The 22264-nt window shown below is 61.5% G+C and carries 15 protein-coding genes and 1 pseudogene; 6 read left to right on the top strand and 10 right to left on the bottom strand.

All coding sequences use genetic code 11. The features are described from left to right. Positions 1-16: 16 nt before the first annotated feature. From DK870_RS25355 to DK870_RS30070, 3 genes and pseudogenes are all read left to right on the top strand, one after another. Complete coding sequence (locus tag DK870_RS25355; RefSeq protein WP_161550041.1) at positions 17-5710, top strand: membrane-targeted effector domain-containing toxin; 5694 nt, start codon at positions 17-19, stop codon at positions 5708-5710. A gap of 163 nt (positions 5711-5873) precedes the next feature. Beyond that, positions 5874-6890 (top strand): annotated as a pseudogene (locus DK870_RS30075) (methyl-accepting chemotaxis protein); the annotation flags it as partial. A 39-nt stretch (positions 6891-6929) separates the two neighbouring features. Then, a complete protein-coding gene (locus DK870_RS30070) occupies positions 6930-7793 on the top strand; it encodes a methyl-accepting chemotaxis protein (RefSeq protein ID WP_372241717.1) in 864 nt (287 codons plus the stop codon). Between the two features lie 359 nt (positions 7794-8152). Here the strand turns inward: DK870_RS30070 and DK870_RS25345 are convergent, their stop codons facing one another. The 3 genes from DK870_RS25345 to DK870_RS25335 are packed head-to-tail and all read right to left on the bottom strand — an operon-like array spanning position 8153 to position 11908. Next, complete coding sequence (locus DK870_RS25345) at positions 8153-9616, bottom strand: amidohydrolase family protein (protein ID WP_161550039.1); 1464 nt, start codon at positions 9614-9616, stop codon at positions 8153-8155. Position 9617: 1 nt separating this feature from the next. Then, positions 9618-10478: a MurR/RpiR family transcriptional regulator gene (locus tag DK870_RS25340; protein WP_060754399.1), complete on the bottom strand. Its 861-nt coding sequence runs from the start codon at positions 10476-10478 to the stop codon at positions 9618-9620. A gap of 26 nt (positions 10479-10504) precedes the next feature. Further along, positions 10505-11908 (bottom strand): gluconate:H+ symporter, encoded by a 1404-nt coding sequence (locus tag DK870_RS25335; RefSeq protein WP_060754400.1) that lies wholly within the window; start codon positions 11906-11908, stop codon positions 10505-10507. Between the two features lie 194 nt (positions 11909-12102). On the opposite strand from DK870_RS25335, the gene DK870_RS25330 reads away from it, so the two are divergent. Further along, complete coding sequence (locus tag DK870_RS25330; protein ID WP_161550038.1) at positions 12103-12483, top strand: lysozyme inhibitor LprI family protein; 381 nt, start codon at positions 12103-12105, stop codon at positions 12481-12483. Here DK870_RS25330 and DK870_RS25325 read toward each other — a convergent pair whose 3' ends face one another. The 4 genes from DK870_RS25325 to DK870_RS25310 all read right to left on the bottom strand — a co-directional run bounded on the left by DK870_RS25325 (position 12484) and on the right by DK870_RS25310 (position 16846). Beyond that, positions 12484-13929: a SulP family inorganic anion transporter gene (locus tag DK870_RS25325; RefSeq protein ID WP_090368565.1), complete on the bottom strand. Its 1446-nt coding sequence runs from the start codon at positions 13927-13929 to the stop codon at positions 12484-12486. Positions 13930-14124: 195 nt separating this feature from the next. After that, the gene (locus DK870_RS25320; RefSeq protein WP_060754403.1) at positions 14125-15018 is read right to left on the bottom strand and encodes an NAD-dependent epimerase/dehydratase family protein; all 894 of its coding nucleotides are present in this window, start codon (positions 15016-15018) and stop codon (positions 14125-14127) included. 103 nt (positions 15019-15121) lie between these two features. Continuing rightward, positions 15122-16018: a LysR family transcriptional regulator gene (locus tag DK870_RS25315; RefSeq protein ID WP_060754404.1), complete on the bottom strand. Its 897-nt coding sequence runs from the start codon at positions 16016-16018 to the stop codon at positions 15122-15124. A 63-nt stretch (positions 16019-16081) separates the two neighbouring features. Further along, positions 16082-16846, bottom strand: coding sequence for a sulfite exporter TauE/SafE family protein (locus tag DK870_RS25310; RefSeq protein WP_161550037.1), 765 nt, complete (start codon positions 16844-16846; stop codon positions 16082-16084). 82 nt (positions 16847-16928) lie between these two features. Here DK870_RS25310 and DK870_RS25305 point away from each other — a divergent pair, with 82 nt between their 5' ends. Next, on the top strand, positions 16929-17825 hold the full coding sequence (locus DK870_RS25305) for a LysR substrate-binding domain-containing protein (RefSeq protein WP_161550036.1): 897 nt from the start codon (positions 16929-16931) through the stop codon (positions 17823-17825). Here DK870_RS25305 and DK870_RS25300 read toward each other — a convergent pair. Together DK870_RS25300 and kynU are read right to left on the bottom strand one after the other, a co-directional pair. Then, positions 17771-19177, bottom strand: a complete 1407-nt coding sequence (locus DK870_RS25300; protein WP_090368552.1) for an amino acid permease — start codon at positions 19175-19177, stop codon at positions 17771-17773. The two genes, DK870_RS25305 and DK870_RS25300, sit on opposite strands and share 55 nt — an antisense overlap. 164 nt (positions 19178-19341) lie before the next feature. Beyond that, positions 19342-20592, bottom strand: coding sequence for a kynureninase (gene kynU, locus DK870_RS25295; RefSeq protein WP_161550035.1), 1251 nt, complete (start codon positions 20590-20592; stop codon positions 19342-19344). Positions 20593-20736: 144 nt separating this feature from the next. On the opposite strand from kynU, the gene DK870_RS25290 reads away from it, so the two are divergent. Further along, positions 20737-21210: an Lrp/AsnC family transcriptional regulator gene (locus tag DK870_RS25290; protein WP_090368548.1), complete on the top strand. Its 474-nt coding sequence runs from the start codon at positions 20737-20739 to the stop codon at positions 21208-21210. A 123-nt stretch (positions 21211-21333) separates the two neighbouring features. On the opposite strand, the gene catA is transcribed toward DK870_RS25290, so the two are convergent. Then, the gene (gene catA / locus DK870_RS25285; RefSeq protein ID WP_060754410.1) at positions 21334-22263 is read right to left on the bottom strand and encodes a catechol 1,2-dioxygenase; all 930 of its coding nucleotides are present in this window, start codon (positions 22261-22263) and stop codon (positions 21334-21336) included. Position 22264 lies beyond the last annotated feature (1 nt).

Raw genomic sequence — 22264 nt, 5'->3', positions numbered from 1 at the left:
CATTGGAGACGGTGCCATGAGCACACCCTCTGCATCCCAACTTGAGCAACTGCACGCGCAGTTGCTTGAGATTGATCCGAGCCTGCGCAGCCAAGCCAGCAAGCCTGCCCCACCGCCCCAGGAGCTGACTGACCTGGAAAAATTGAACGCCACGCTCAAGCAAGCCAACCACACTTTCCTCGACCAGGCACGCGCGCTCTATCAGGACCTGGCCCAAGTCGACCTCAGCCAAACTGGCGGCAAGGCGTTGTTGACCCGCCTGCGGGCCAAACTGAACGAACAGTTGCAAGACCTTGATGACACCAGCTCCGTCACCGGTCAAGGCCGTCAGACCTTCATGCGCTACGCCGCCGGCAGCACGGCACTGGAACGGGAGGCCAGCCTCAATATCAAGGATCATCTGCTGAACCCGGTCGACCTGCGCATGCTTGAGGATTGCTCACGCGTGCCGTCGTTGCGACCGGGCATCTATGCATTGACGTTCACCTATCAGGAGCAAAGCGTCGAATTCGCCGGCGCATTTGTATTGACGCGCCAGCCGAGCCCGGTGGTCGATAGCCTGACCAGCGATGCCGCGCTCGGCCCGGTACTGCTCTTTACGCCATCGGCGGGCCTGTATGGGTTCGATACCCTGCTCGAACTCGACCAGAGCCTGAAAGCGAACATGGCCGAGCGCGGAGAAATCCTCCGGCACTTGCCGGTGCGTTATCAACACTTGGGCGTCGCCGACATCTGGCCGCTGGAGCTGCGGCCGATCAACGACCTGCTGGTGTTCGAACACAGCTACCAGGCGCTGCTCGACAAACGTCGCCTGGACATCGACCTTGCGCTGAGCCTGGTCAATAACCCGCGAACTGACAGTGCGCAGTTGATCGAAGAGCTGGACGCCGCTATCAGTGCGGCCCAGCCCGACCTGTCCCAGCGCCTGGCAATGCGGCGCCAGCGCCTGCTGGAGTGGGCGTTGCATAAAAGCTTGCCCGACTGGTACCGCAACGCCGATGACGCGAAGCAAGCCAACCTGGCGGACTGCATCGTCCAGTACAACCAGGCCCGGCAGACATTTCTCGAACTGTTCGGCCCCTGGATAACCCCTGGCGCCCTGGCCCATTACCAGTTGCTCGAACAATTGGCCGACCAGTTGGAGATCCATGACCTCGACCCGCAGCAACTGCTCGTCACCACCCGCCGCGAAGTGGCGGACGTGGGCGCCTACGTGCAACAGCGCAGCCTGGTGGATGTCGCCCTCGCGGGTTTGCACAGCGACGACCGTCTGCCCGGCTCAGCCTTTCTCAAGCACACCACCCTGAGCTACGCCGGCGCACCGTTGCAAGGTCGCCACGCGCACCTCACGCCACACAGTCTGCTCGACCTGTTGCAACCGCTGGACCCGCGCCTGGAGTTTGCCGCCCAGCAGAAAAAAGCCATGGCTACGCCCGAAATCCGCCAGGCGACCAAAGCCATGCTCGATCGACGCCTGGCACTGTTGGCCTATACCGCCAACCTGCAAGGCCACTTGAGCGCCGCCGACTATCAATTGTTTGAACAATTGCGCAGCACGCCCGGCTCGGCGCTGCGTGCGCAGACCGTGCTGCTGCATGGCGCGCAGCTCAAGGACTTGTGGCTGCTGCGCGAGAACGACACCAACGGGCAACCCAAACGCTTGCTGCTGTGCACTCCCGACTCACCAAGGGGGCAAATGTTTATCGGCTTCAACAGCCTGCGCGAATGCCAGACGCACATTCTCGCCTGGGCGGCGGACACGACCCGGCATAACGGAAAAACCATGGTCGACTACCTGCTGGAGCAAGTGCCACAGCGCTTTCGGCCGACCATGCGCATTGTCGCCAGTAAGCTGGGTTTTCGACCGGATGCCATGGAGCACGAGGAAGTCACCCTGGGTACGCCCTGCACGCACAATGCCTGCCTGGACGCCATGGTCGAGCACCTGATGGCGCAATTGATCGACGACTATGAATACAGCAGCCCGCTCTGGCTGCGTTCCGCCTCTCAAACTGAGCGCATCCGCCTGACAAGCCTCGCCGAAGATGCCGAAGGCGCCTTACGCACCTACAACGCCCGGCCGGATGCGGAGGCCAACTTCCCGACCTTTGCCGCGTATGTGCATGAACAGGCCACCCTCAGCCTCAACAAGCTGTTGGGCCGGACGCACAACAAGGTCGACCCGGACCTGGTTTTTGCCTACACCCCCAAACCGTTGTTGGGCCAAGGGCCGAAACCTGTGTCCTATACCGAACTGTATCGCGACGGGTACGCGGACAACGTGGGTTTTATCAACGAAGACTTTTCCAGCTCTGCGACGTTTCGTGGCCCGCCCGGTGTCGACCTGAGCGCGCTGACCTCGCAGAAGGTCGCGGCCGCAGTAAGAGGCGCATGGATCGGCAAACGTTACACCGACCTGGTACACACGCAATTGCAGGCCGCCAGCAGCCCGGGCTATACCGAAAGGCGCAATGCCACGCTGAAGATCACCCAGTTGCAAATGCAAAATGCCGCTCTGCAATCACGCCTCGAAGGGCATATCGCCAATGTCGACCTGACTTGGTTGACCCAGGCGATCAGCAGCCTGGGCCAGAGTGCAGTGACCCAGCGCACCACTTACAAAATACATCGCCTGTTTATCGACGGCAGTTGGGTCATGGGCGTTTACCTGTTCAGCCACGCGGATAACCCGGTGCTGCTGTACACCCCGAATGCCCCGGATGGCATCAGTTTTCGTGAAGCGAAACTGTTCAACTACCTGCTCAAGACCCTCGATGGTGCGGTGGAATACTTCTGTAGCCGCACCGCGCAGCAGTCCCAGGCACGTATCCGGGATGTACTCGAAACCGCCAAGAAGGGCCTGCCCGACGACATCAACCGCACCAGCCCCAGCCGCCCCCATTACGACAGCATCGAGCGCGTCACGCCCTTGACCGACCTGCGTCACGAGTTCTACAACATGGTATTGCAACGCCGGATCGACGACGTCCACGCCGCTACGGTGAACCGTACGCAGATGATCATGGGCATTGTCTGGACCTGCGTCGAATGGGTCACTGCCATCGCGACCATTCCCTTTCCGATTCTCAGCCTGACCCTGGGCGGGTTGCTCGCCTTCAAGGATGCGCTGCTCGCGCTCAACGCGTGGCACCAGGGTGACCGCGACGGTGCATTGCTGCATTACATCGGGTACCTGGCCAACCTGGGCGGTGCGCTGCTGTTTGACTTGAGACCTGCCTTTCGCGGGCCGTTCAACGCACTGCGTCCGACACTCAAAACCGGCAAACAGGCGGCTGACAGCGCACTGCTCAAACAACTCGAACCCACCAGCCCGCCAGACATGCAACCGCTGCTGTTCGATGGCCAGCCCTACTGGGTCAAGCCCACCCCGGACGCCCTGGGCCGTCACCTGCTCTACCGCCAGGACCCGGCCTCCGGCCAGATGCGCTCGACCGCACGCTTGGTCAACCAGGATACCGAGGGTCGCTGGGTGCGTTCCGGCGTGACCGGTGGCGGGCGCAAGAAATATGAGCTGCTACCCGAAGAGGTCGACGACTCTCTGGCGAAATACGAGATTTCGCCCAGCGAAGGTAAATATTTCCGAGCCGTACTCGATGAAGGCTTCAAAGCCCGGCTGGTCACCAATTGGGATCCCGACGTCATCGGCGCTACCCAGCGCTACGTCTACGACCAGTTGCAGCCGCTACGCAATGCCTACGTCGGCCAGATCGAGCAACTGACGAAGGATGCCGAGGCTTTCTTCCTGCGTCCCCGCGTACACCCCATCAAGCCGCAAGTCCCCCCAGTGGCCGCAGAAACCGCGCACGCCGAACTGCTCAAGCTTTTGTTCTCGCCGGGTAAACAGCTGCTCATCGGCGCCCATAATGCGTCCATCGCCAGCAAACAATTGTTGATCGAAAACATGCAGTCCCTGGCCGAGCAAGGGCTCAAGCGGCTGTACATCGAAAACCTGCCGGTTGACGTGTTTCGCAGCAAACTGAAGATCCTCAACCGCGAAGTCGAAGGCAATGTCGCGGTGGCACTTGAACGCATCACTGAGCATCTGGCCAGGGTCGATCAGGCCTTGGGGTTCGCTGCCGATGCGCCTTTCAGTTTCCGCAAGCTGGTGCTTGAAGCGCACAAACACAACGTGATCATCGATGGGCTGGATGCGTCGAGCTCCTACCACATGGAGCACGTGCTGGCCCTGGGCGACGGCGAGCGGCTTATCCCACGCTCGAGCCGGCTGCGAAATTTCTATTCGCACCAGGCAATTGCGCGCAACGTGAAAAATCGCCCCGGGGAAGGCTGGATCGCCCTGGTCGAACAGGACCGTATGGGAAGCCACGCGATGACCACCGGCCTGGCCGATCTGCAAAACACCTTGGCGCTGCGCGTTCAAGACGTGGCACCTGACCAGCCCGTGGGCGTCTGGGTCGACACCTTGCCTGCGACGCAGTCCAGGGGGCACCTCACGTTGTCGCTGTCGACGAACCTGCACGTGCGCGCCCAACCGGCAGTGGCGCAGGCCCCTGCGGTCACGGCCGGCGCCACGCACTTCAACGAGTTCGACATGCCCCACGCCATGAAGAAGCAGGCCGGGCAATTGGCAGCGTCTCATCGTGGCCTGGATACACGCTACGCCTTGCATCAGGGCGACCCTCGCCAGGCCACGTTCGCTGAGTTCATGCGTATTCGCGAGCGCTTGATCGAACGCGCCGAAGCCTTTTTTGCCGGGTACACAGCGCCACGACGCAGTGCCCTGGCTTACCTGGCCAACCTTGCGAGCGAAGAGGACCTGATCAAGCGCCTCTTTCAACAAAAACTCGGGCTTGTCATCGGAGAAGCGCACTCGGCGCAGTCGAGTAAGGAGTTCCTGATCAAGCACATGAAGCTGTTGAAGAAACAGGGGGTAAAAACGCTCTATGTCGAACACCTGCTGACCGACCTGCACCAGCACGAACTGGATATCCTGCACGACACGCTGAAAATGCCCAGCGGCTTGCAGGCCTACCTGAATGCCCAGGACCAGGGCCATATGCTCATGTACACCGGGCCGAACACTTATACCAACGTGATCAAGGCCGCCAACAAATACGGGCTGCGCGTGCGCGCCCTGGATTGCACTGCCAGCTACCACACCAAAGGGGCCAGGGGCAGCAGCCCGCGCAACACGCTGTTCAGTTATTTCGCCAACGAAGTGATCAAGGCCGACCAGGCGGCGTTCGGGCCCCATAAGTGGGTGGCGTTCATGGGCAGCGGGCACACCGATATGAACCTGTTGGTGCCCGGTATTGCCCAGTTGCAGGATGCCGTCAGCCTGCATGTGCGCGATGCCGCCGCCGGCACTGCACGCACCCTGCAACAGGGCGGCTGGATCGTAGATGAGACCAGCTCATTGGCCTTGCGCAGCGACTTCACACTGCAGGTCGGTGTCGCCGGCAGGCGCGCCATGCGTCCACCCGCACCGCCAAGCCGCGAGCGGTTGCGCCTCAAAGGGCACTTCATCATCGAGCGGCCATCGGCCTACGAGACGAACCTGGTGCACCATTCCAACAGTGGCGACATCGTGGTCACGCCGATTCAGATCGATGACATGGGCCAGTTCTTCATCGATCGGTGGGAGGGGATTCGCGACAAGCGTTTTGTCTATCAAAGCCAGTTGATCGAAGCGCTCAAGTACGAGATCCATCTGACACCGGCACCGTGATGCCTCAGGGGCTCCTGCCCGCCCGTCGGCCGGGGGCCCCTTTCGATCTACCGGACAAAAGACATTTCAGATTCTGGCCGTGCTGCCGATATGGCCTACATACCTCAGCTGGCTCAAACAACAACACCGCCCAGCATTCAGATCACACTTTGCGGAGCTTTCAATGAACAGCTGGTTCGGTAACATCAGCGTCAACCTCAAACTGGGCCTGGGCTTCGGCCTGGTGCTTGTCCTCACCTCGATCCTGGCATTGACCGGCTGGACCAGCCTGGGCGGCCTGATCGACCGCAGCAACTGGATGAGCGACATTACCCAGCTCAACGCCTCGCTGACCAAACTGCGCATTGCGCGCCTGCAGTACATGCTCGCCAACGGCGACGAGACCGTGGCCCAGAATGTACAAGCCAACCTGGATACGTTCGCCGCCCAGCAACAGAAGCTGCTGGACAGTTTCAAGAGCCCGGAAAACCTCAAGCTGCTCAACGAGCAGAAAGGTGTCATCACTGCCTATCAACAATCCCTGAACAAAATGCGAGAGGCCTACCGTAACGGCAACGCCTCACGCCAGGTGATGGGCGACAAGGCCGATATCGCCAACGCCCAGATCAACGCGTTGGAAGCCACCGTGAAGCAAATGCCTGACAGTTCGGAGCACCTGGCCCAATTCCAGGCCGTGGCCGAAGCCAAGATGCAGTTCCAACTGGCACGCTTTGAAGTGCGCGGCTACACCGGCGATGCCAACCCGGACACCGAAGCCCGCGCCGCCGCACAGATTGAAAAGGCGATTGCCGGCTTGAAAGACCTCAACAGCGTCTTCGGCGCCAGCCAGCAAAGCGCACTGAGCGCGCTGGAAACCGCGCTCGGCGCCTACCGCAGCGCCCTGCAGAACTACAAGGCCGCTAACGCCAATATCGTCGCTGCCCGCGCCGAAATGACCACCCAGGGTGCCGACATCGTCACGCTCAGTGACAAGCTGTATGACATCCAGCTCACTCGTCGCGATGCCGAAAGTACCCAGGCGCGCAGCCTGCAACTGATCAGCACCCTGCTGGCGTTGCTGGTTGGCATCATCGCTGCCTGGGTGATCACCCGCCAGATCACACGCCCACTGCAAGACACCCTGGCGGTGGTCGAGCGCATCGCCTCCGGCGATCTGAGCCACAACATTCAGGTCACCCGCCGGGATGAACTGGGCGTGCTGCAACAAGGTATCCAGCGTATGGGCACCACCCTGCGTGAATTGATCAGCGGCATCCGTGACGGTGTGACGCAAATCGCCAGTGCCGCCGAAGAGTTGTCGGCCGTTACCGAACAGACCAGCGCGGGCGTCAACAGCCAAAAGGTCGAGACCGATCAGGTCGCCACCGCCATGCATGAAATGACCGCGACGGTGCAGGAAGTCGCGCGTAACGCAGAGCAAGCCTCCCAGGCGGCCTCCGACGCTGACGGCCAAGCCCGCGAGGGTGACAAGGTGGTCGCCGAAGCTATCGCCCAGATCGAGCGCCTGGCTGACGAAGTGGCGCGCTCCACCGACGCCATGTCGCACCTGCAACAAGAGAGCAACAAGATCGGCAGCGTGATGGACGTGATCAAGGCCGTGGCCGAGCAGACCAACCTGTTGGCCCTCAACGCCGCCATTGAGGCCGCCCGTGCCGGTGAAGCCGGGCGTGGCTTTGCCGTGGTCGCCGATGAGGTGCGCGGCCTTGCCCAGCGCACGCAGAAATCCACCGAGGAAATCGAAGGACTGGTCGCCGGTTTGCAGAACGGCACCCAGCAGGTGGCCAACGTGATGAACAACAGCCGCAGCCTCACCGACAGCAGTGTCGAGCTGACCCGCAAGGCCGGCGCCTCCCTGGAAAACATCACCCGTACGGTGTCGAACATCCAGTCGATGAATCAGCAGATCGCGGCGGCCGCCGAACAGCAAAGTGCCGTGGCTGAAGAGATCAGCCGCAGCATTGTGAATGTGCGGGATGTGTCGGAGCAGACGGCTACCGCGAGCAACGAGACCGCCAAGTCGAGCGTGGAACTGGCGCGATTGGGGAGCCAGTTGCAGCAGATGGTCAGTCATTTCCGGGTGTAAATAGCGCTATCACTGTGGCGAGGGAGCTTGCTCCCGCTGGGCCGCGAAGCGGCCCTGATCAAGTTGATGCCGATTCGGACTTGAAAGCCCAGTGAATGCTTTGGGGGCTGCTACGCAGCCCAGCGGGAGCAAGCTCCCTCGCCACAGGCAAACTTAGACATACTCGGCCCTCCGTGAGTTGGGCCTTACCTCCAGCGCACTTACCGGAACACGTGGGCCTTAGGACGCAGGTCGAATGCGTCCTTTGAGATAGCAACCCCGGCTACTCACTGGGTTTGCAAAAAAAACCGCCCTACTAAGGCGGTTTTTTATTGCCTGCGATAAAACGCATGACAACGCCCCCCGTGGAAGCAACCCCACTACAGAGACGAAAACCCACCGCCCAGCTCCCCGCTACGCGCCAGGAAACGCCCCGAGCGCTGACCATTGGCCTGCCCCTCGCTGTAGCTCAACACGCCATTGACCCACACCCGCTCAATCCCCTGCGCCGCCCGCTGCGGCTCCTTGAAATCCGCCACATCCCGTACGCGCAAAGGGTCGAACAACACCAGGTCAGCCCAATGTCCCTCACGGATCTCTCCGCGTTCGGTCAGGCCAAACCGCGCCGCCGACAGGCCGGTCATCTTGTACACCGCCGTGTGCAGCGGGAACAGCCCTACGTCCCGACTGAAATGCCCCAGCACACGGGGAAACGCGCCCCACAAGCGCGGATGAGGGAACGGGTCTTCAGGCAACCCATCGGACCCCACCATCGACAGCGGATGCGCGAGGATGCGTCGCACATCCGCCTCATCCATCCCGTAGTACACCGCGCCAGCCGGTTGCAGGCGACGAGCCGCGTCCATCAGCGAAAGCCCCCATTGGGCGGCAATGTCCTGCAGATCGCGCCCGCCCACTTCCGGGTGCGGCGTCGACCACGTGATGGTAATGCGAAACGCATCGGTGACTTGCTTCAAGTCCAGGGTCGATGAGCTGGCCGCATAGGGATAACAATCACACCCTACCGGATGGGTTTTCGCCGCCTGCTCCAGCGACGCCAGCAATTGCGGACTGCGCCCCCAGTTCCCCGCACCGGCGCATTTGAGGTGAGAAATGATCACCGGCGCCTTGGCGTGCCGACCAATCAGAAAAGCCTCATCCATGGCCTCCAGCACCGGTTCGAATTCGCTGCGCAAATGGGTGGTGTACACCGCACCGAAGGCCGTCAGCTCTTCACTCAGTTGCAGCACCTCATCGGTCGTTGCATTGAACGCGCTGGCGTAGGCCAGGCCTGTGGATAAGCCCAGGGCACCCGCCTCAAGGCTCTCCTGCAACTGCCCACGCATAGCAGCAATTTCATCCGGTGTGGCGGTACGCTGCAAATCGTCCATGTGGTTGCTGCGCAGCGCCGTATGGCCAATCAATGCAGCCACGTTGACGGCCGGCTGGGCGCCTTCGACCGCAGCGCGATAATCGGCAAAGCGCGGGTAAGTGAACGCAGCGCGCGTGCCCAGCAGATTCATCGGGTCCGGAGGATCGCCGCGCAAACTCACCGGCGCGGCGCTGATGCCACAGTTGCCGACAATCACCGTCGTCACGCCCTGGCTGAGCTTGGGCAGCATCTGCGGATGGCGGATCACCACCATGTCATCGTGGGTGTGCACATCGACAAACCCCGGCGCCAGCACCAGGCCGCGGGCATCGACTTCATGTGCGGCGGCGACCGTTGCCAGATCACCGATCGCCTCGATACGCCCAGCTAAAATCCCCACATCGGCGAGATAGCCCGGTGTGTTGCTGCCATCAATGATCAGCGCCTGACGTATCAACGTGTCGTACTTCATCTCAATCTCCAAGGGGCAGGCTGTCGGGGCCGCCGCGATAATCGTCCAGGGCCAGCTTGATCCGGCGCAGCCGCTCCTGGTTGTCGTCCGGCTGGGCCAACGCCAGCTCGGTGGCAAGCAGATCTATGGCCAGCAGCATGCCGTAGCGCGCTGCGGTGGGCTTGTAGATAAAACTGGTTTCGGCCGGTTGCAGCGCCAGCACGACGTCCGCCAACTGCGCCAATGGCGAGTTGGCCAGGGTGATCGCGATGATGCGTGCCTCGTAGTTGCGCGCCAGTGCGACCACGTCGAGCAATTCAGGGGTCAACCCCGTGAGCGAGCAGACGATCAGCGCCTGTTCCGGCCCCAGTGTCGCCGCCGTGACGCGCATCATCACCGGGTCATGGCTGGCGGCAATCGAATAACCCAGGCGCACCAGACGCACCTGCAACTCATCGCTGCACAGGCTTGATGGGCCGCCCATACCGAAGGCATGGATCATCCGCGCCTTGCTCAACACACTGACCGCATCGGCAAAACTCGCCTGGCTGAACCCTGACAGGTGCTGACGCAGCGTGGCCTCGATATCGCCCAGGATCTGTCGATGAAAGGCCGATTGCTCCGGCAGACCCGCCGGGTCCAGGAAGCGGCTGCCGACGCCGCTGGCCTGCGCCAGTTGCAGGCGCAGGTCACGCAAGTCGCGGCACCCCACACTGCGTGCAAACCGCGATAACGTGGCCGTGCTGACCTCGGCCCGCAACGACAACGCCTCCAGGCTGGCCGACGCCGCAAAGCCCACATCATCGAGCATCAGCTTGGCGATACGCCCTTCACCGGCACTGAATGAATCCTGGCGGGCGCGAATCTGGTAAAGGATGTCCATGGTGGCTCCGGGTTACACAATCAGGCTCATAGGACCAGAGACAAGCCGTAGGTCAGGCCGAACGCAATCACCGAAATCAGCGTCTCCAGCACGGTCCAGGTCTTGAAGGTCTGGATGACCGTCATATTGAAGTATTCCTTGATCAGCCAGAAGCCGCCGTCGTTAACGTGGGAAAAGATCACCGAACCTGCGCCTGTAGCCAGCACCAGCAACTCGGGATGTGGATAACCCAAGCCCATGGCAACCGGTGCCACCACGCCGGACGCGGTGGTCATGGCAACGGTGGCCGAGCCAGTGGCAATACGCATCAACGCAGCAAACAGCCAGCCCATCACCAGCGGCGACAGCTGGAAAGCATGGGCCAGGCCGAGAATTTCATGGGTGACGCCTGCGTCCACCAGAATCCGATTCAAACCGCCGCCCGCCCCCACCAGCAAGGTGATGCTCGCAGTCGGCGCCAGGCATTCGTTGGTGAACTTGAGGATCGATTCGCGGTTGAAGCCTTGGGCAATCCCCAAGGTCCAGAAGCTGACAAGGGTCGCCACCAGCAGCGCGATCACCGAGTTGCCGATAAACAACAGGAACTGATTGAACCCGGTACCCGGCGTGGAAAGCACGTTGGCCCAGCCGCCGATCATCATCAGCACCACCGGCAACAGGATGGTGCCCATGGTCAGCGTGAAACTCGGCAAGCGCGTACGCGGTTCGCGCTCGATGAACTGACGTTCCAGCGGGTTTTGCGCCGGCAACTGAATACGCGGCACGATGAATTTGGCGTAGACCGGGCCTGCAATGATCGCCGTCGGAATACCGATCAGGATTGCATACAGCACGGTCTGCCCCACCGATGCGTTATACGCCAGCACCGCCATCATCGCCGCCGGGTGCGGGGGCACCAGCGCATGCACCACCGACAGGCCGGCCACCATCGGCAGGCCGACCATCAGGATCGACACGCCCACCCGCCGCGCCACGGTAAACGCGATGGGCACCAGCAACACAAACCCGACCTCGAAAAACAGCGGCAACCCCACCAGGAACGCAATACACACCATCGCCCAATGCGCGTTACGCTCGCCGAAGCGGTTGATCAACGTACGCGCCACCTGCTCGGCACCACCGGACTCGGCCATCATCTTGCCGAGCATAGTGCCCAACGCGACCACCAGCGCAATATGCCCCAGGGTTTTACCAACGCCCGCTTCATACGAGCCCATGATCGTGTCCGCCGGCATCCCGGCCATCAGCGCCAGGCCGATGGACACCAGGGTGATGACGATAAACGGGTTGAGACGGTAACGTGCAATCAGCACGATCAAAGCAATGATGGCGATGGCAGCGTATGCCAATAGCCCGAAGCCCGGTGATGCGGCCATGCGGTACTCCTCGGAAAGGGTCACGTCGAATAGGTTGTGAAACTCATAAATCATTCCCAGGTGGTATTTTCAATTTTTATGAAATTAATTTTCGCCCACGGATAAGCGCCGTCGCGTTGGGACATGCCCAACACCCGTGCATGAAAATCCGGGGGGTGTTCTTACATGAAGATCAGAGAACAACGGAAACTCAAGCGCCCGCCCCAAGTCATAGAATGCGCATTCACTCACGCCCAGGAAAACCGACCATGATTCGCCCATCCCTCGCCGCCGGCGCCCTGCTGCTCGCCCTGTGCGGCAGCGCTTCGGCCGCCGATAACGCCGTGTTGAACAAGTGCATGGACAGCGCCAACACCACCGCCGACATGGTCGGTTGCAATACCCAGGCCGCCAAAGTGCAGGACGAACGCCTGAACAGAGCTTACAAGACTGCGCTTGCCGCTCAGGACGGCCCACGTAAACAGCAACTGCAAGACGTGCAGCGCCTGTGGATAAAGTACCGTGACGCCAATTGCGCCTTCGCCGGCAGCGCAACCGGCGGCAGCATCGATCAGGTCAATGGCTCGGGCTGCGTGGTGGACATGACCCAGACCCGCGCCCAGGAATTGGAAGACCTGGTCGGGCCTTGATCAATCCGGTTGAACGCGGGCACGCTTGAGCAGCTTCTTGCAGCGCTCCGACAAATGCAGCACCCGCAGGTGCTTGCCCGCCTTGGCGTAACGCTCGCGCAAAGTCATCAACGCGGCAATCGCCGAATAGTCGACAAAGCTCAGGTGACGGCAATCCAGCGTCACCTGGGCCGGGTCATTGGCCGGGTCGAACTGGTTCAGAAACGGCGTGGTCGAGGCGAAAAACAATGTGCCGTGCAGGCGGTAGAGTTTGCTGCCATCGGCCTCCAGCGACTCATCGGCGTACAGCTCACGCGCCTGTTGCCAGGCGAAGTTGAGCGCCGCAATCACAATGCCGCATAACACAGCGGTCGCCAGGTCAGTGAACACCGTGATCACCGTCACCGCGAGAATCACCAGCACATCGTTGAACGGCACCTTGTTGATCACCCGCAGCGACGCCCAGGCGAAGGTCTGCTGGGACACCACGAACATCACCCCGACCAGCGCCGCCAGCGGAATCCGCTCGATCAACGGCGACAGAAACAGAATGAACAACAGGATCATCACCCCGGCAAACACGCCGGAAAATCGTCCGCGCCCGCCCGAGCTGAGGTTGATCACGGTTTGCCCGATCATCGCGCAACCGCCCATGCCGCCGAACAGTCCCGAGACCATATTCGCCGCGCCCAGGGCCACGCTTTCGCGGTCAGGGTAGCCACGGGTTTCGGTGATTTCGTCTGTGAGGTTCAGGGTTAGCAGGGTCTCCAGCAGCCCGACCATGGCCATCAGGAACGCATAGGGCGCGATGATGCCGAGGGTTTCCAGGGTCCAGGGGATTTGCGGCAGCGCAAAGGTCGGCAGGCCGCCGGCAATGTGGGCCATGTCGCCCAACGTGCGCGTCGGCAGGCCAAGCAGGTACACCGCCAGGCCCACGCCAAGAATCGCCACCAAGGCAGGCGGCACCGCGCGGGTCAGGCGTGGCAACAGATAGACGATGGCCATGGTGACCAGCACCAGCCCCGCCATCACGTACAACGGTGTGCCGCTGAGCCAGGTGTCACCGCTCTTGAAATGCTCCAACTGCGCCAGCGCGATGATGATCGCCAAGCCGTTGACGAAGCCGAGCATCACCGGGTGCGGCACCATGCGCACCAGCTTGCCCAGGCGCAGGACGCCAAAGGCAATCATGATCAGCCCGCCCAGCAACACCGTCGCCAGCAGGTACTCCACGCCGTGCTGCACCACCAGTGCGACGATCACCACCGCCATTGAGCCGGCGGCGCCCGAGACCATACCCGGCCGGCCGCCGAACAACGCGGTGAGGGTGCAGATGATAAAGGCGCCGTAGAGCCCCATCAGCGGGTTGAGGTGGGCCACCAAGGCAAAGGCTATGCATTCGGGCAGCAGCGCAAAAGACGTGGTGAGGCCGGCCAGGGCATCGGCGCGCAGACGGGAGAGCTTCATGAGGTACCAGGGCATTGCGGGGATAAGGCGGGGAATGGTACGGAAATGAGGCGGGTGGGGATAGCCTTATGGACCGCGTCGTGCCTATCGGGAGCAAGCCCCCTCCCACAATTGACCGCGTTCCAGCTTTGGAATGCAGGCAACTGTGGGAGGGGGCTTGCTCCCGATAGGCAGCGACTCGGTGTCAAGCGAACATCAAACCATCTCGTGACGAATCCACTCGATCACCGACTGACGCTTGGGCTCCCATCCCAACAACTCACGGGCCTGCTTACCCCGCACCCGGCTGTTGGAGCCCAGGCCATAGTTGGCCATTTCATAACCCCACTCGGCTTCAGCTTCGGCCAATGGCCAATCCTGGGGTTGACCCAGCTTCAGGGCTTCGGCCATGGCGCGGGTCATGTCGGCAAACGCCGCTTCGCCGCTTTCCACAAAGTAGAAAGTGCCCGGTACGTTCCGGGTCAGGGCCAGCAGGTACAGGGCCACCACGTCTTCAATATGCACGTTGGACCAAATGTTCTGCCCCGGGCCGACATGGCGCACCACCCCACTCTTGCGCGCCTGCTTGAGCAAACGCGGCAATTGCACGCTGTCACGCTTTACGCCCAGGCTGTGTCCGTAGATCAGGGTGTTGCAGATCACCGCCGAGTTGACGCCCTCTTGGGCGGCAGCGAGGATCAGATTGTCGATGGCCACCCGCGCGGCCTTGTCGACCGTCGGCTCCGGCAGGTTGTCTTCAAAATAGATCACATCGCTGGCCTTGCCGCCCGACGCATCACCCACGATGCTCGAACCGCTGGTGTGCAGGAACGGCTTGTTCGAGCCTTTCAACGCGGCGAGCAACGTTTCTACAGCGCCACGATGGTCGCTGCTGGCGGCGTTGATCACTGCATCGGCTTGTTGAGCCTGCGTGGTCAACAGCGCGGCATCCTCGAGCGTGCCGATCACTGGGGTGATGCCCAGGGCGGTCATTTCAGCGGCCTGTTCGGCGCTGCGTACCAGACCGGTCACGGTGTGGCCGGCCTTGACCAGGCCGGTGGCGATGGAGCCGCCGATAAAACCGGCTGCACCGGTTACGAATACGTTCATGGAGTGTGCTCCTGACGAGATCAATGTGGGAGCCAGTATCTGCCCCCCCTCCCCGTCGAATAAGCCCTCCGCACCCAATTCACTCTTGCGCTCAAGTCACGAATCAGCGGGCATACCGCGCCAGCTTGGCCTGGATAAAGTCCAGGAAGCACTGGATGCGCAGCGCCAGTTGCGAGTTGCGGTAAAACACCGCGTTGATCGGCTGGCGGTAACCACTGTTGAATGTTTCCAGCACCGGCACCAGGCGCCCGGCGTGGATGTCTTCGAAGGTCATGAAGTTGGACAGGCAGCAAATGCCCTGCCCTTCCAGCGCCAGATGCCGCAGGGTCTCGCCGCTGGAGGCGGCGATGCCGGGTCGGATCAGCCAGCGGTCGCCTTCCACGTGGCGCAGCGGCCAATGGTTGAGGGTTTCGGTCTGGGTGAACCCCAGCAAGGTGTGATCCGCCAATTCGGCCACCGTGCTCGGTGTGCCGTACTGCTTGAGGTAGGTGGGGCTGGCCAGGATGTGCAACGGCGACCAGCCCAGGGAGCGCGCATGCAGGGTCGAATCGGCCAGCGTACCGATGCGGATGGCAATGTCGGTGCTCTGTTCCAGCAGGTCGATGATCAGATCATCGCTGTTCAGTTCCAGCTGGATATCGGGGTAGAGGCTGCGAAACTCGGCGATGTACGGCAATATCCCATGCAGCATGAACGGTACGGCAGCATTGATGCGCAAGCGCCCGGCAGGTTTTTTCTGGCGTGACGACAGGCGTTCTTCCAACTCATCCATCTGCGCCAGGATCACCTTGGCCTGCTCAAAGAAGTACTTGCCCTCTTCGGTCAGGTCCATGCGCCGCGTGGTGCGATTGATCAGCGTCGTCTCGAGCTTGGCTTCCAGGCGCGACAGGGTGCGGCTGACCGCCGACGGCGTCTGCCCGACCTGCTCCGCCGCAGCGGAAATCGAGCCGCATTCAATCACGCTGACGAAGGTTTGTAGCTCATCGGATCGGGCTTTCACAGACTGTCCTCTTTTCGGGTCCCTGCAAAAATACCCTTAACGGGAACGCACGAATAAGCCTTTTCAACCGCCAACCAGCAAATGACCGCCCAATAGCGCCATGCCGACAAAAAACACGCGCTTGAACACCGTCGCACTGATGCGTTGGCGCACGACCTGGCCGAGCCACATCCCCAGCAACGCAGGCACCATGGCCAACAGTGACGCATTGATTTCCCCAGCGCCCAACGTGCCACGCCAAAGCAGCCCGGCCGCCAGTGCCAGTGTAGAAACGCTGAACGACAGCCCCAGCGCCTGCACCAGTTGATCGCGATTCAAGCCCATGGCCTGCAGATACGGCACCGCCGGGATCACGAAGACGCCAGTGGCCGAAGTGATGACGCCGGTGATCAGCCCACACACCGGGCCCAGCCAGCGTTCGGTCTCGGGCTTGACCTTGAACGTGGGCAAGCACAACCCGCTCAGTGCATACACCAGCAACGCAGCGCCCAACGCACGCACCGCCCCATGGCCACCGTCCATTCCCAGCCACTGCGTGCCGAGCCCGGTGCCGAGGAAAATCAGTAGCAGCATCGGCCACAGGCGCTTGAGCAAGTCACTCAAATGGCCGCCAAAGGCCAGTTGCCAGAGGTTGGTGACCATCGAGGGAATGATCAGCAATGCCGCAGCCTGTGCCGGTAACATAGCCAGGCCGAGCAATCCCATGGCCACCGTGGGCAGCCCGAGGCCGATCACGCCCTTGACGGTACCGGCCAGCAAAAACGTGCCAGCTACCCACAACGTCAGGGCCGGGCCTATGTTCTGGTAGAACGCGAGGAAAGTATTCATGCCGCGATTGTGGCGTTTTCCGAGCTGGCCGAAAATTCGCCATATACTGAGGCAGACTCTTGTTTTTCCGTAGGCACATGCCATGCACTTTGACCTGATCGACCTGCGCCTCTACCTGCATATCCTCGACACCGGCAATATCACCGCAGGCGCGGCGCGCAGCCATTTATCGCTGGCGGCGGCCAGCGCACGCATCCGCGCGATGGAAGCGTCGCTGGGGATCGCGTGCCTTGAGCGCGGCCGTCGCGGTGTCACGCCCACCGCCGCCGGCAAAGCCCTGGCCCGGCATGCCCGCTTGCTGTTGCAACAGGCCGAGCACTTGCAACAGGACCTGGCGGAATACGCCAAGGGGATCAAGGGCCAGGTGCGCCTGTTGTGCAACACCACGGCCCTGAGCGAATACCTGCCGGAATTGCTGGCGGACTTTTTGCGCGAACACCCCAACCTCGAGATCGACCTGCAGGAACTGCCGAGCCTGCGTATCACCCAGTCCTTGCGCCAAGGCACGGCAGACCTGGGGATCATCTCCGACGCGGTGGATACCCATGGCCTGCAAACCCTGGCGTTTCGCGATGACCCGCTGGTGTTGATCCTGCCCCTCGAGCATCCCTTGGCAGCCGGCACTGTGAGTTTTATCGACAGCCTGCAACACGACTTCGTCGGCTTGAGCGCCGACAGCGCGCTGTCGATCTACCTGGAGGAACAGGCGCTGCACAGCGGGTTTCGCTTGCAGACGCGCATCCGTGCCGAAGGGTTTGAGGGGGTGATGCGTATGGTCGCCCGCGGTGCCGGCCTGGGCATCGTGCCCCAGGCCGCCCTGGACCGCTGGCCGTCGCAACAGCGCTTCAAGGCCCAGCCATTGCGCGAAGCGTGGGCCTGCCGACAGCTGCTGCTATGCGCACGCTCGTTCGAGCATCTACCGGGTTACGCCAGGGCTTTGTTCGACGCCTTGGCCTTGCCCTTGCGGAAAAACCCGTAATACACCGCTGACAGAATCAGCAGGAACGGCACGCCGAACACCAGGGTCATCTTGAACGCCTCAGTGAAGTACGTGGTGATCATCACCGCCCCCATCAGCACCAGGCCCAGCAAAGTGCTGTAGGGAAACAGCCGCAGTTGGAACGACAGCTTCGGCCCGCCATGACGTTGGCGATAGCGGCGGAAGAACAGGTGCGTGAGGAAGATCATGAACCAGGTGAAGATCGCACCGAACATCGAAATCGCCATCATCAGGGTGAACGAGCTTTCCGGGTACACCACGTTCAACAAGGTCGCCAAGGCAATCCCCGAGCTGGACAACAGCAAGGCATTCAGCGGAATGCCGCTCTTGCTCAACGCCCCCATGGACTTGGGGGCAAACCCTGCACGCGACAGGCTGAACAGCATGCGCGTGGTGATGTAGAGCTGGCTGTTCATCGCCGACAGCGCCGCGATCAGGATCACGAAATTCATCACGCCGGTGGCGCCGGGAATACCGATGGTCTGCATCACCGTGACAAACGGACTCTGGGTTTGCCCGGCCTGGCTCCACGGCACGATGGCAAGCATCAGGGCCAGGGTCAGCAGATAGAACACCACCAGGCGCACGATGGTCGCACGAAAGGCCTTTTTCACTGCCTGCTCGGGGTCTGCCGCTTCACCGGCGGCGACTGCGATCATCTCCACGCTCAAATAGCTGAAGATCGACACAATCACCGCGATCCACATACCGCTCAGGCCATGCGGGAAAAAACCGTCGTGAGACGTGTAGTTGTGCACGCCGTATTCCGGGTTGCCGGAGCCGAACACCACGTACACCGCAAGGATGATGAAGCCGACGATGGCGCTGATCTTGATCGTCGAGAACCAGTACTCGAAGTTGCCGAAGGTTTTCACGCTGATCGCATTGAGCAGGATCAGCACACTGGAAAACGACACGATCCACACCCACTCCGGCACATTGGCGAACCAGTACTTCATGTACATCGCCACCGCCGTGACCTCGGCACCCACCGCCAGCACAATCGCCGCCCAGTACGCATAGCGCACGAGGAAACCGGCCAGCGGGCTGATGTAGAACTCGGCATAGGCGCCAAAGGAGCCCGAGGTGGAGTGAGCCACCGTCATCTCCGCCAGGCAGCCCATCAACAGCAAGGTGATCAACGCGCCGATGGCGTAGCTCACCAGCACACTGGGCCCGGCGTAGCCGATGGCATAGGCGCTGCCCATGAACAGCCCTGTGCCGATGGCGCCACCGATGGCGATCATGCTCATCTGGCCGGAGGTGAGCTGGCGCCTCAGGCCCAGTTCGCGGTGGGTGATCTCTGCAAAGCCGTGGTCTGGCGTGGTCACGTGGTGTGCCCCTTTATTATTGTGATTGCACAGTGGGTGTGGTGTTGGCGCAATTACTGTGGGAGGGGGCTTGCTCCCGATGGCGGTCTGAAGTCAAAGCATTGGGTGACTGACACACCGCTATCGGGAGCAAGCCCCCTCCCACATTTAGACCTGCATGCCTGTCAGGTGACGCTGTTGCGCACCTTGAATTGCGGCTGGTCCCAGGTGCGGTTGTCGAGGATTTCGCCAAGGATCTGCACGGCGTCAAATACCTCGGTAAAGCCGGTGTAAAGCGGGGTAAAACCAAAGCGCATGATGCGCGGCTCGCGGTAATCACCGATCACGTCACGGGCGATCAACGCCTGGATCACCGCATAGCCTTCTGGGTGTTCGAAACTCACATGGCTGCCACGCCGGGCATGCTCACGGGGCGTGATCAACACCAGGCCGTGGGCGGCGCAACGGGTTTCAACCAATGCGATAAACAGGTCGGTCAACGCCAGGGATTTTTTGCGCAGGCTGGCCATATCGGTCTGGGCAAAAATCTCCAGGCCGCATTCCACCATGGCCAGCGAAGTGATCGGCTGGGTGCCGCACAGATAACGCGCGATGCCGACGCTGGGGGCGTAGGTCGATTCCATGGCGAACTGTCGGGTATGCCCAAACCACCCCGACAACGGCTGGCGCACGACATCCACCAGCGCCGGGTTGACCCACACAAACGCCTGGGAACCCGGCCCACCGTTGAGGTACTTGTAGGTGCAGCCAATCGCGTAATCGGCCTCGGCCTGGTGCAGATCAATGGGGACTGCACCCGCAGAGTGAGCCAGGTCCCAGAGGCTCAGCGCGCCGCATTCGTGGCTCAAGGCAGTGAGCGCCTGCATGTCGTACATGTAGCCGGTCTTGTAGTTGACGTGGGTGAGCATCACCACCGCGACATCCTGGTCGATGGCCTGGGGCAGTTCAGCCGGGCTGTTCACCAGGCGCAGGCAATAGCCCTGCTGCAGCAACTCGGCCAGGCCCTCGGCGATATACAAATCAGTTGGGAAGTTGCTCGCCTCGCTGACGATGACCTTGCGCTGAGGCTGGCGTTGGCGCTGCACGCTCAACGCGGCGCTGAGCACCTTGAACAGGTTGATGGACGTGGTATCGGTGATCGCCACTTCGCCCTCCCGTGCGCCGATCAATGGTGCCAGGCGATCGCCCAGGCGCAGTGACAACTGTGCCCAACCGGCGCTGTTCCAACTGCGAATCAAGCCATCGCCCCATTCCTCGGCGATCACCTGTTGCGCACGCTTAAGGGCCGCCACCGGGCGGGCGCCGAGGGAATTGCCGTCGAGGTAGATCACCCCCGCAGGCAGGGCGAACCGGTTGCGCAACGGGGCAAGGGGATCCTCGGCATCGAGGGCTTGGCAGTGGCTTCGAGTGGTCATGGGCGGTCCTGGTTTTTATAAGTGACGTTGAGCCAAATAATGAACGAAGTTTTAGAGAATTTTCGTGCAAAGTGCCGCGCAACAGGCTAATTAAGCTGTAGGAAATTCGAATTTAACCCCCAAACACGCGGATTTATTCTAAGCATGATTCTCGACACCACCGACCTGCGCCTCCTGCATTTCCTGCAACAGGATGGCCGTATCAGCAACCAGGAACTGGCGGAAAAAGTCGCGCTGTCGCCGTCCGCCTGCCTGCGCCGTTTGCGCCTGCTGGAGAGCGAGGGAATCATCAGCGGCTACCGCGCCGTATTGAATGCCGAGCGGTTGGGCATCGAGCTGGAGGCCATCGTGCACCTGTCGCTGCGCCAGGATGTGGAGGACTGGCATGAGACGTTCATCAAGAAAGTGCAAGGCTGGCCGGAGGTGGCCAGTGCCTACGTGATTACCGGAGCGAGCAACTATGTGTTGCGCGTGCAGGCGCGCAACCTCAAGCACTTTTCGGACTTTATCGTGAACCACCTGAACCGCACGGCGGGGGTGATGGATATACGTTCGGAGATTGTGTTGCAGAAGATCAAGGATCGGGACGAAGTGCTCGACCTGGTAGTGCGCAAATAACGCCGACAATACAGATCCAATGTGGGAGGGGGCTTGCCCCCGATAGCGGTGCATCAGTCGACATATCAGCCACTGACACACCGCGATCGGGAGCAAGCCCCCTCCCACATTTTTTGACCGCGTTCAGTCTTCCAGGGCACGCACTCGCTGCATGCGCTTTTGCTCTACCGGCGCGGCGGCGGTTTGCAACTCAAAGTCAAAATCAATCTGCGCAAAACGCCCTTCCACACCCAGCTCCCGTGCCAGCTGCGGGTCGTCACTGAAACGGATCTCGGCAATCAACTCGTCGCGTGTCGCATAGGCAAAGTCATCATGCAGGTACGGGTCATCCGACAGGTTGATCTGCGTGGTCAAGTGCCGGTACCCCGGCGCCGAAATGAAGAAGTGAATATGCGCCGGCCGCTGCCCATGACGCCCCAGTTGATCGAGCAACTGCTGAGTCGGGCCGGTCGGTGGGCAGCCGTAGCCGGACGGCACGATGCTGCGAAAACGGTAGTTGCCCTGGGCATCGGTCTCGATGCGCCGGCGCAGGTTGAACTCCGATTGCGTGGGGTCGAACCACGAATAAGTGCCGCCGGTATTGGCCTGCCACACATCCACAATCGCCCCCGCCAGCGGCTTGCCGTCGGTGTCGCGCACCTGCCCGCGCATAAACAGCGGCACCGCGTCGTCCAGGCCATCATCCAGCCGTGCTTCGTACTTGCTCAGCGGCGCCCCGGCCACATACAGCGGGCCTTCGATGGTGCGCGGCGTGCCGCCGGACTTGCCCGCTTGCTCATCGGCAGCGTCCATCAGCAGGTCCAGGTAATGCTCAAGGCCAAGTCCGGCCGCGAGCAAACCGGCCTCCTGGTGCTTGCCCAACTCATTGAGGTAATTGACCGCCTTCCAGAACTCTTCCGGAGTCACTTCCAGGTCTTCGATGATGTTTACGGTGTCGCGCAAAATACGGTAGATCAGGGTCTTGGTGCGCGGGTTGCCGCCGTCATTGAGGTTACCGCTGACTTCTTCAAGAAACTGTTGGGCGTGCAGCGTCTGGGACAGTCGGATGGACATG

Source organism: Pseudomonas sp. Q1 (genome assembly GCF_009935975.1).
Lineage (GTDB): Bacteria > Pseudomonadota > Gammaproteobacteria > Pseudomonadales > Pseudomonadaceae > Aquipseudomonas > Aquipseudomonas palleroniana.
The sequence above is the reverse complement of the archived record's forward strand: the minus strand, read 5'-3'. Positions and strand labels throughout refer to the sequence as shown.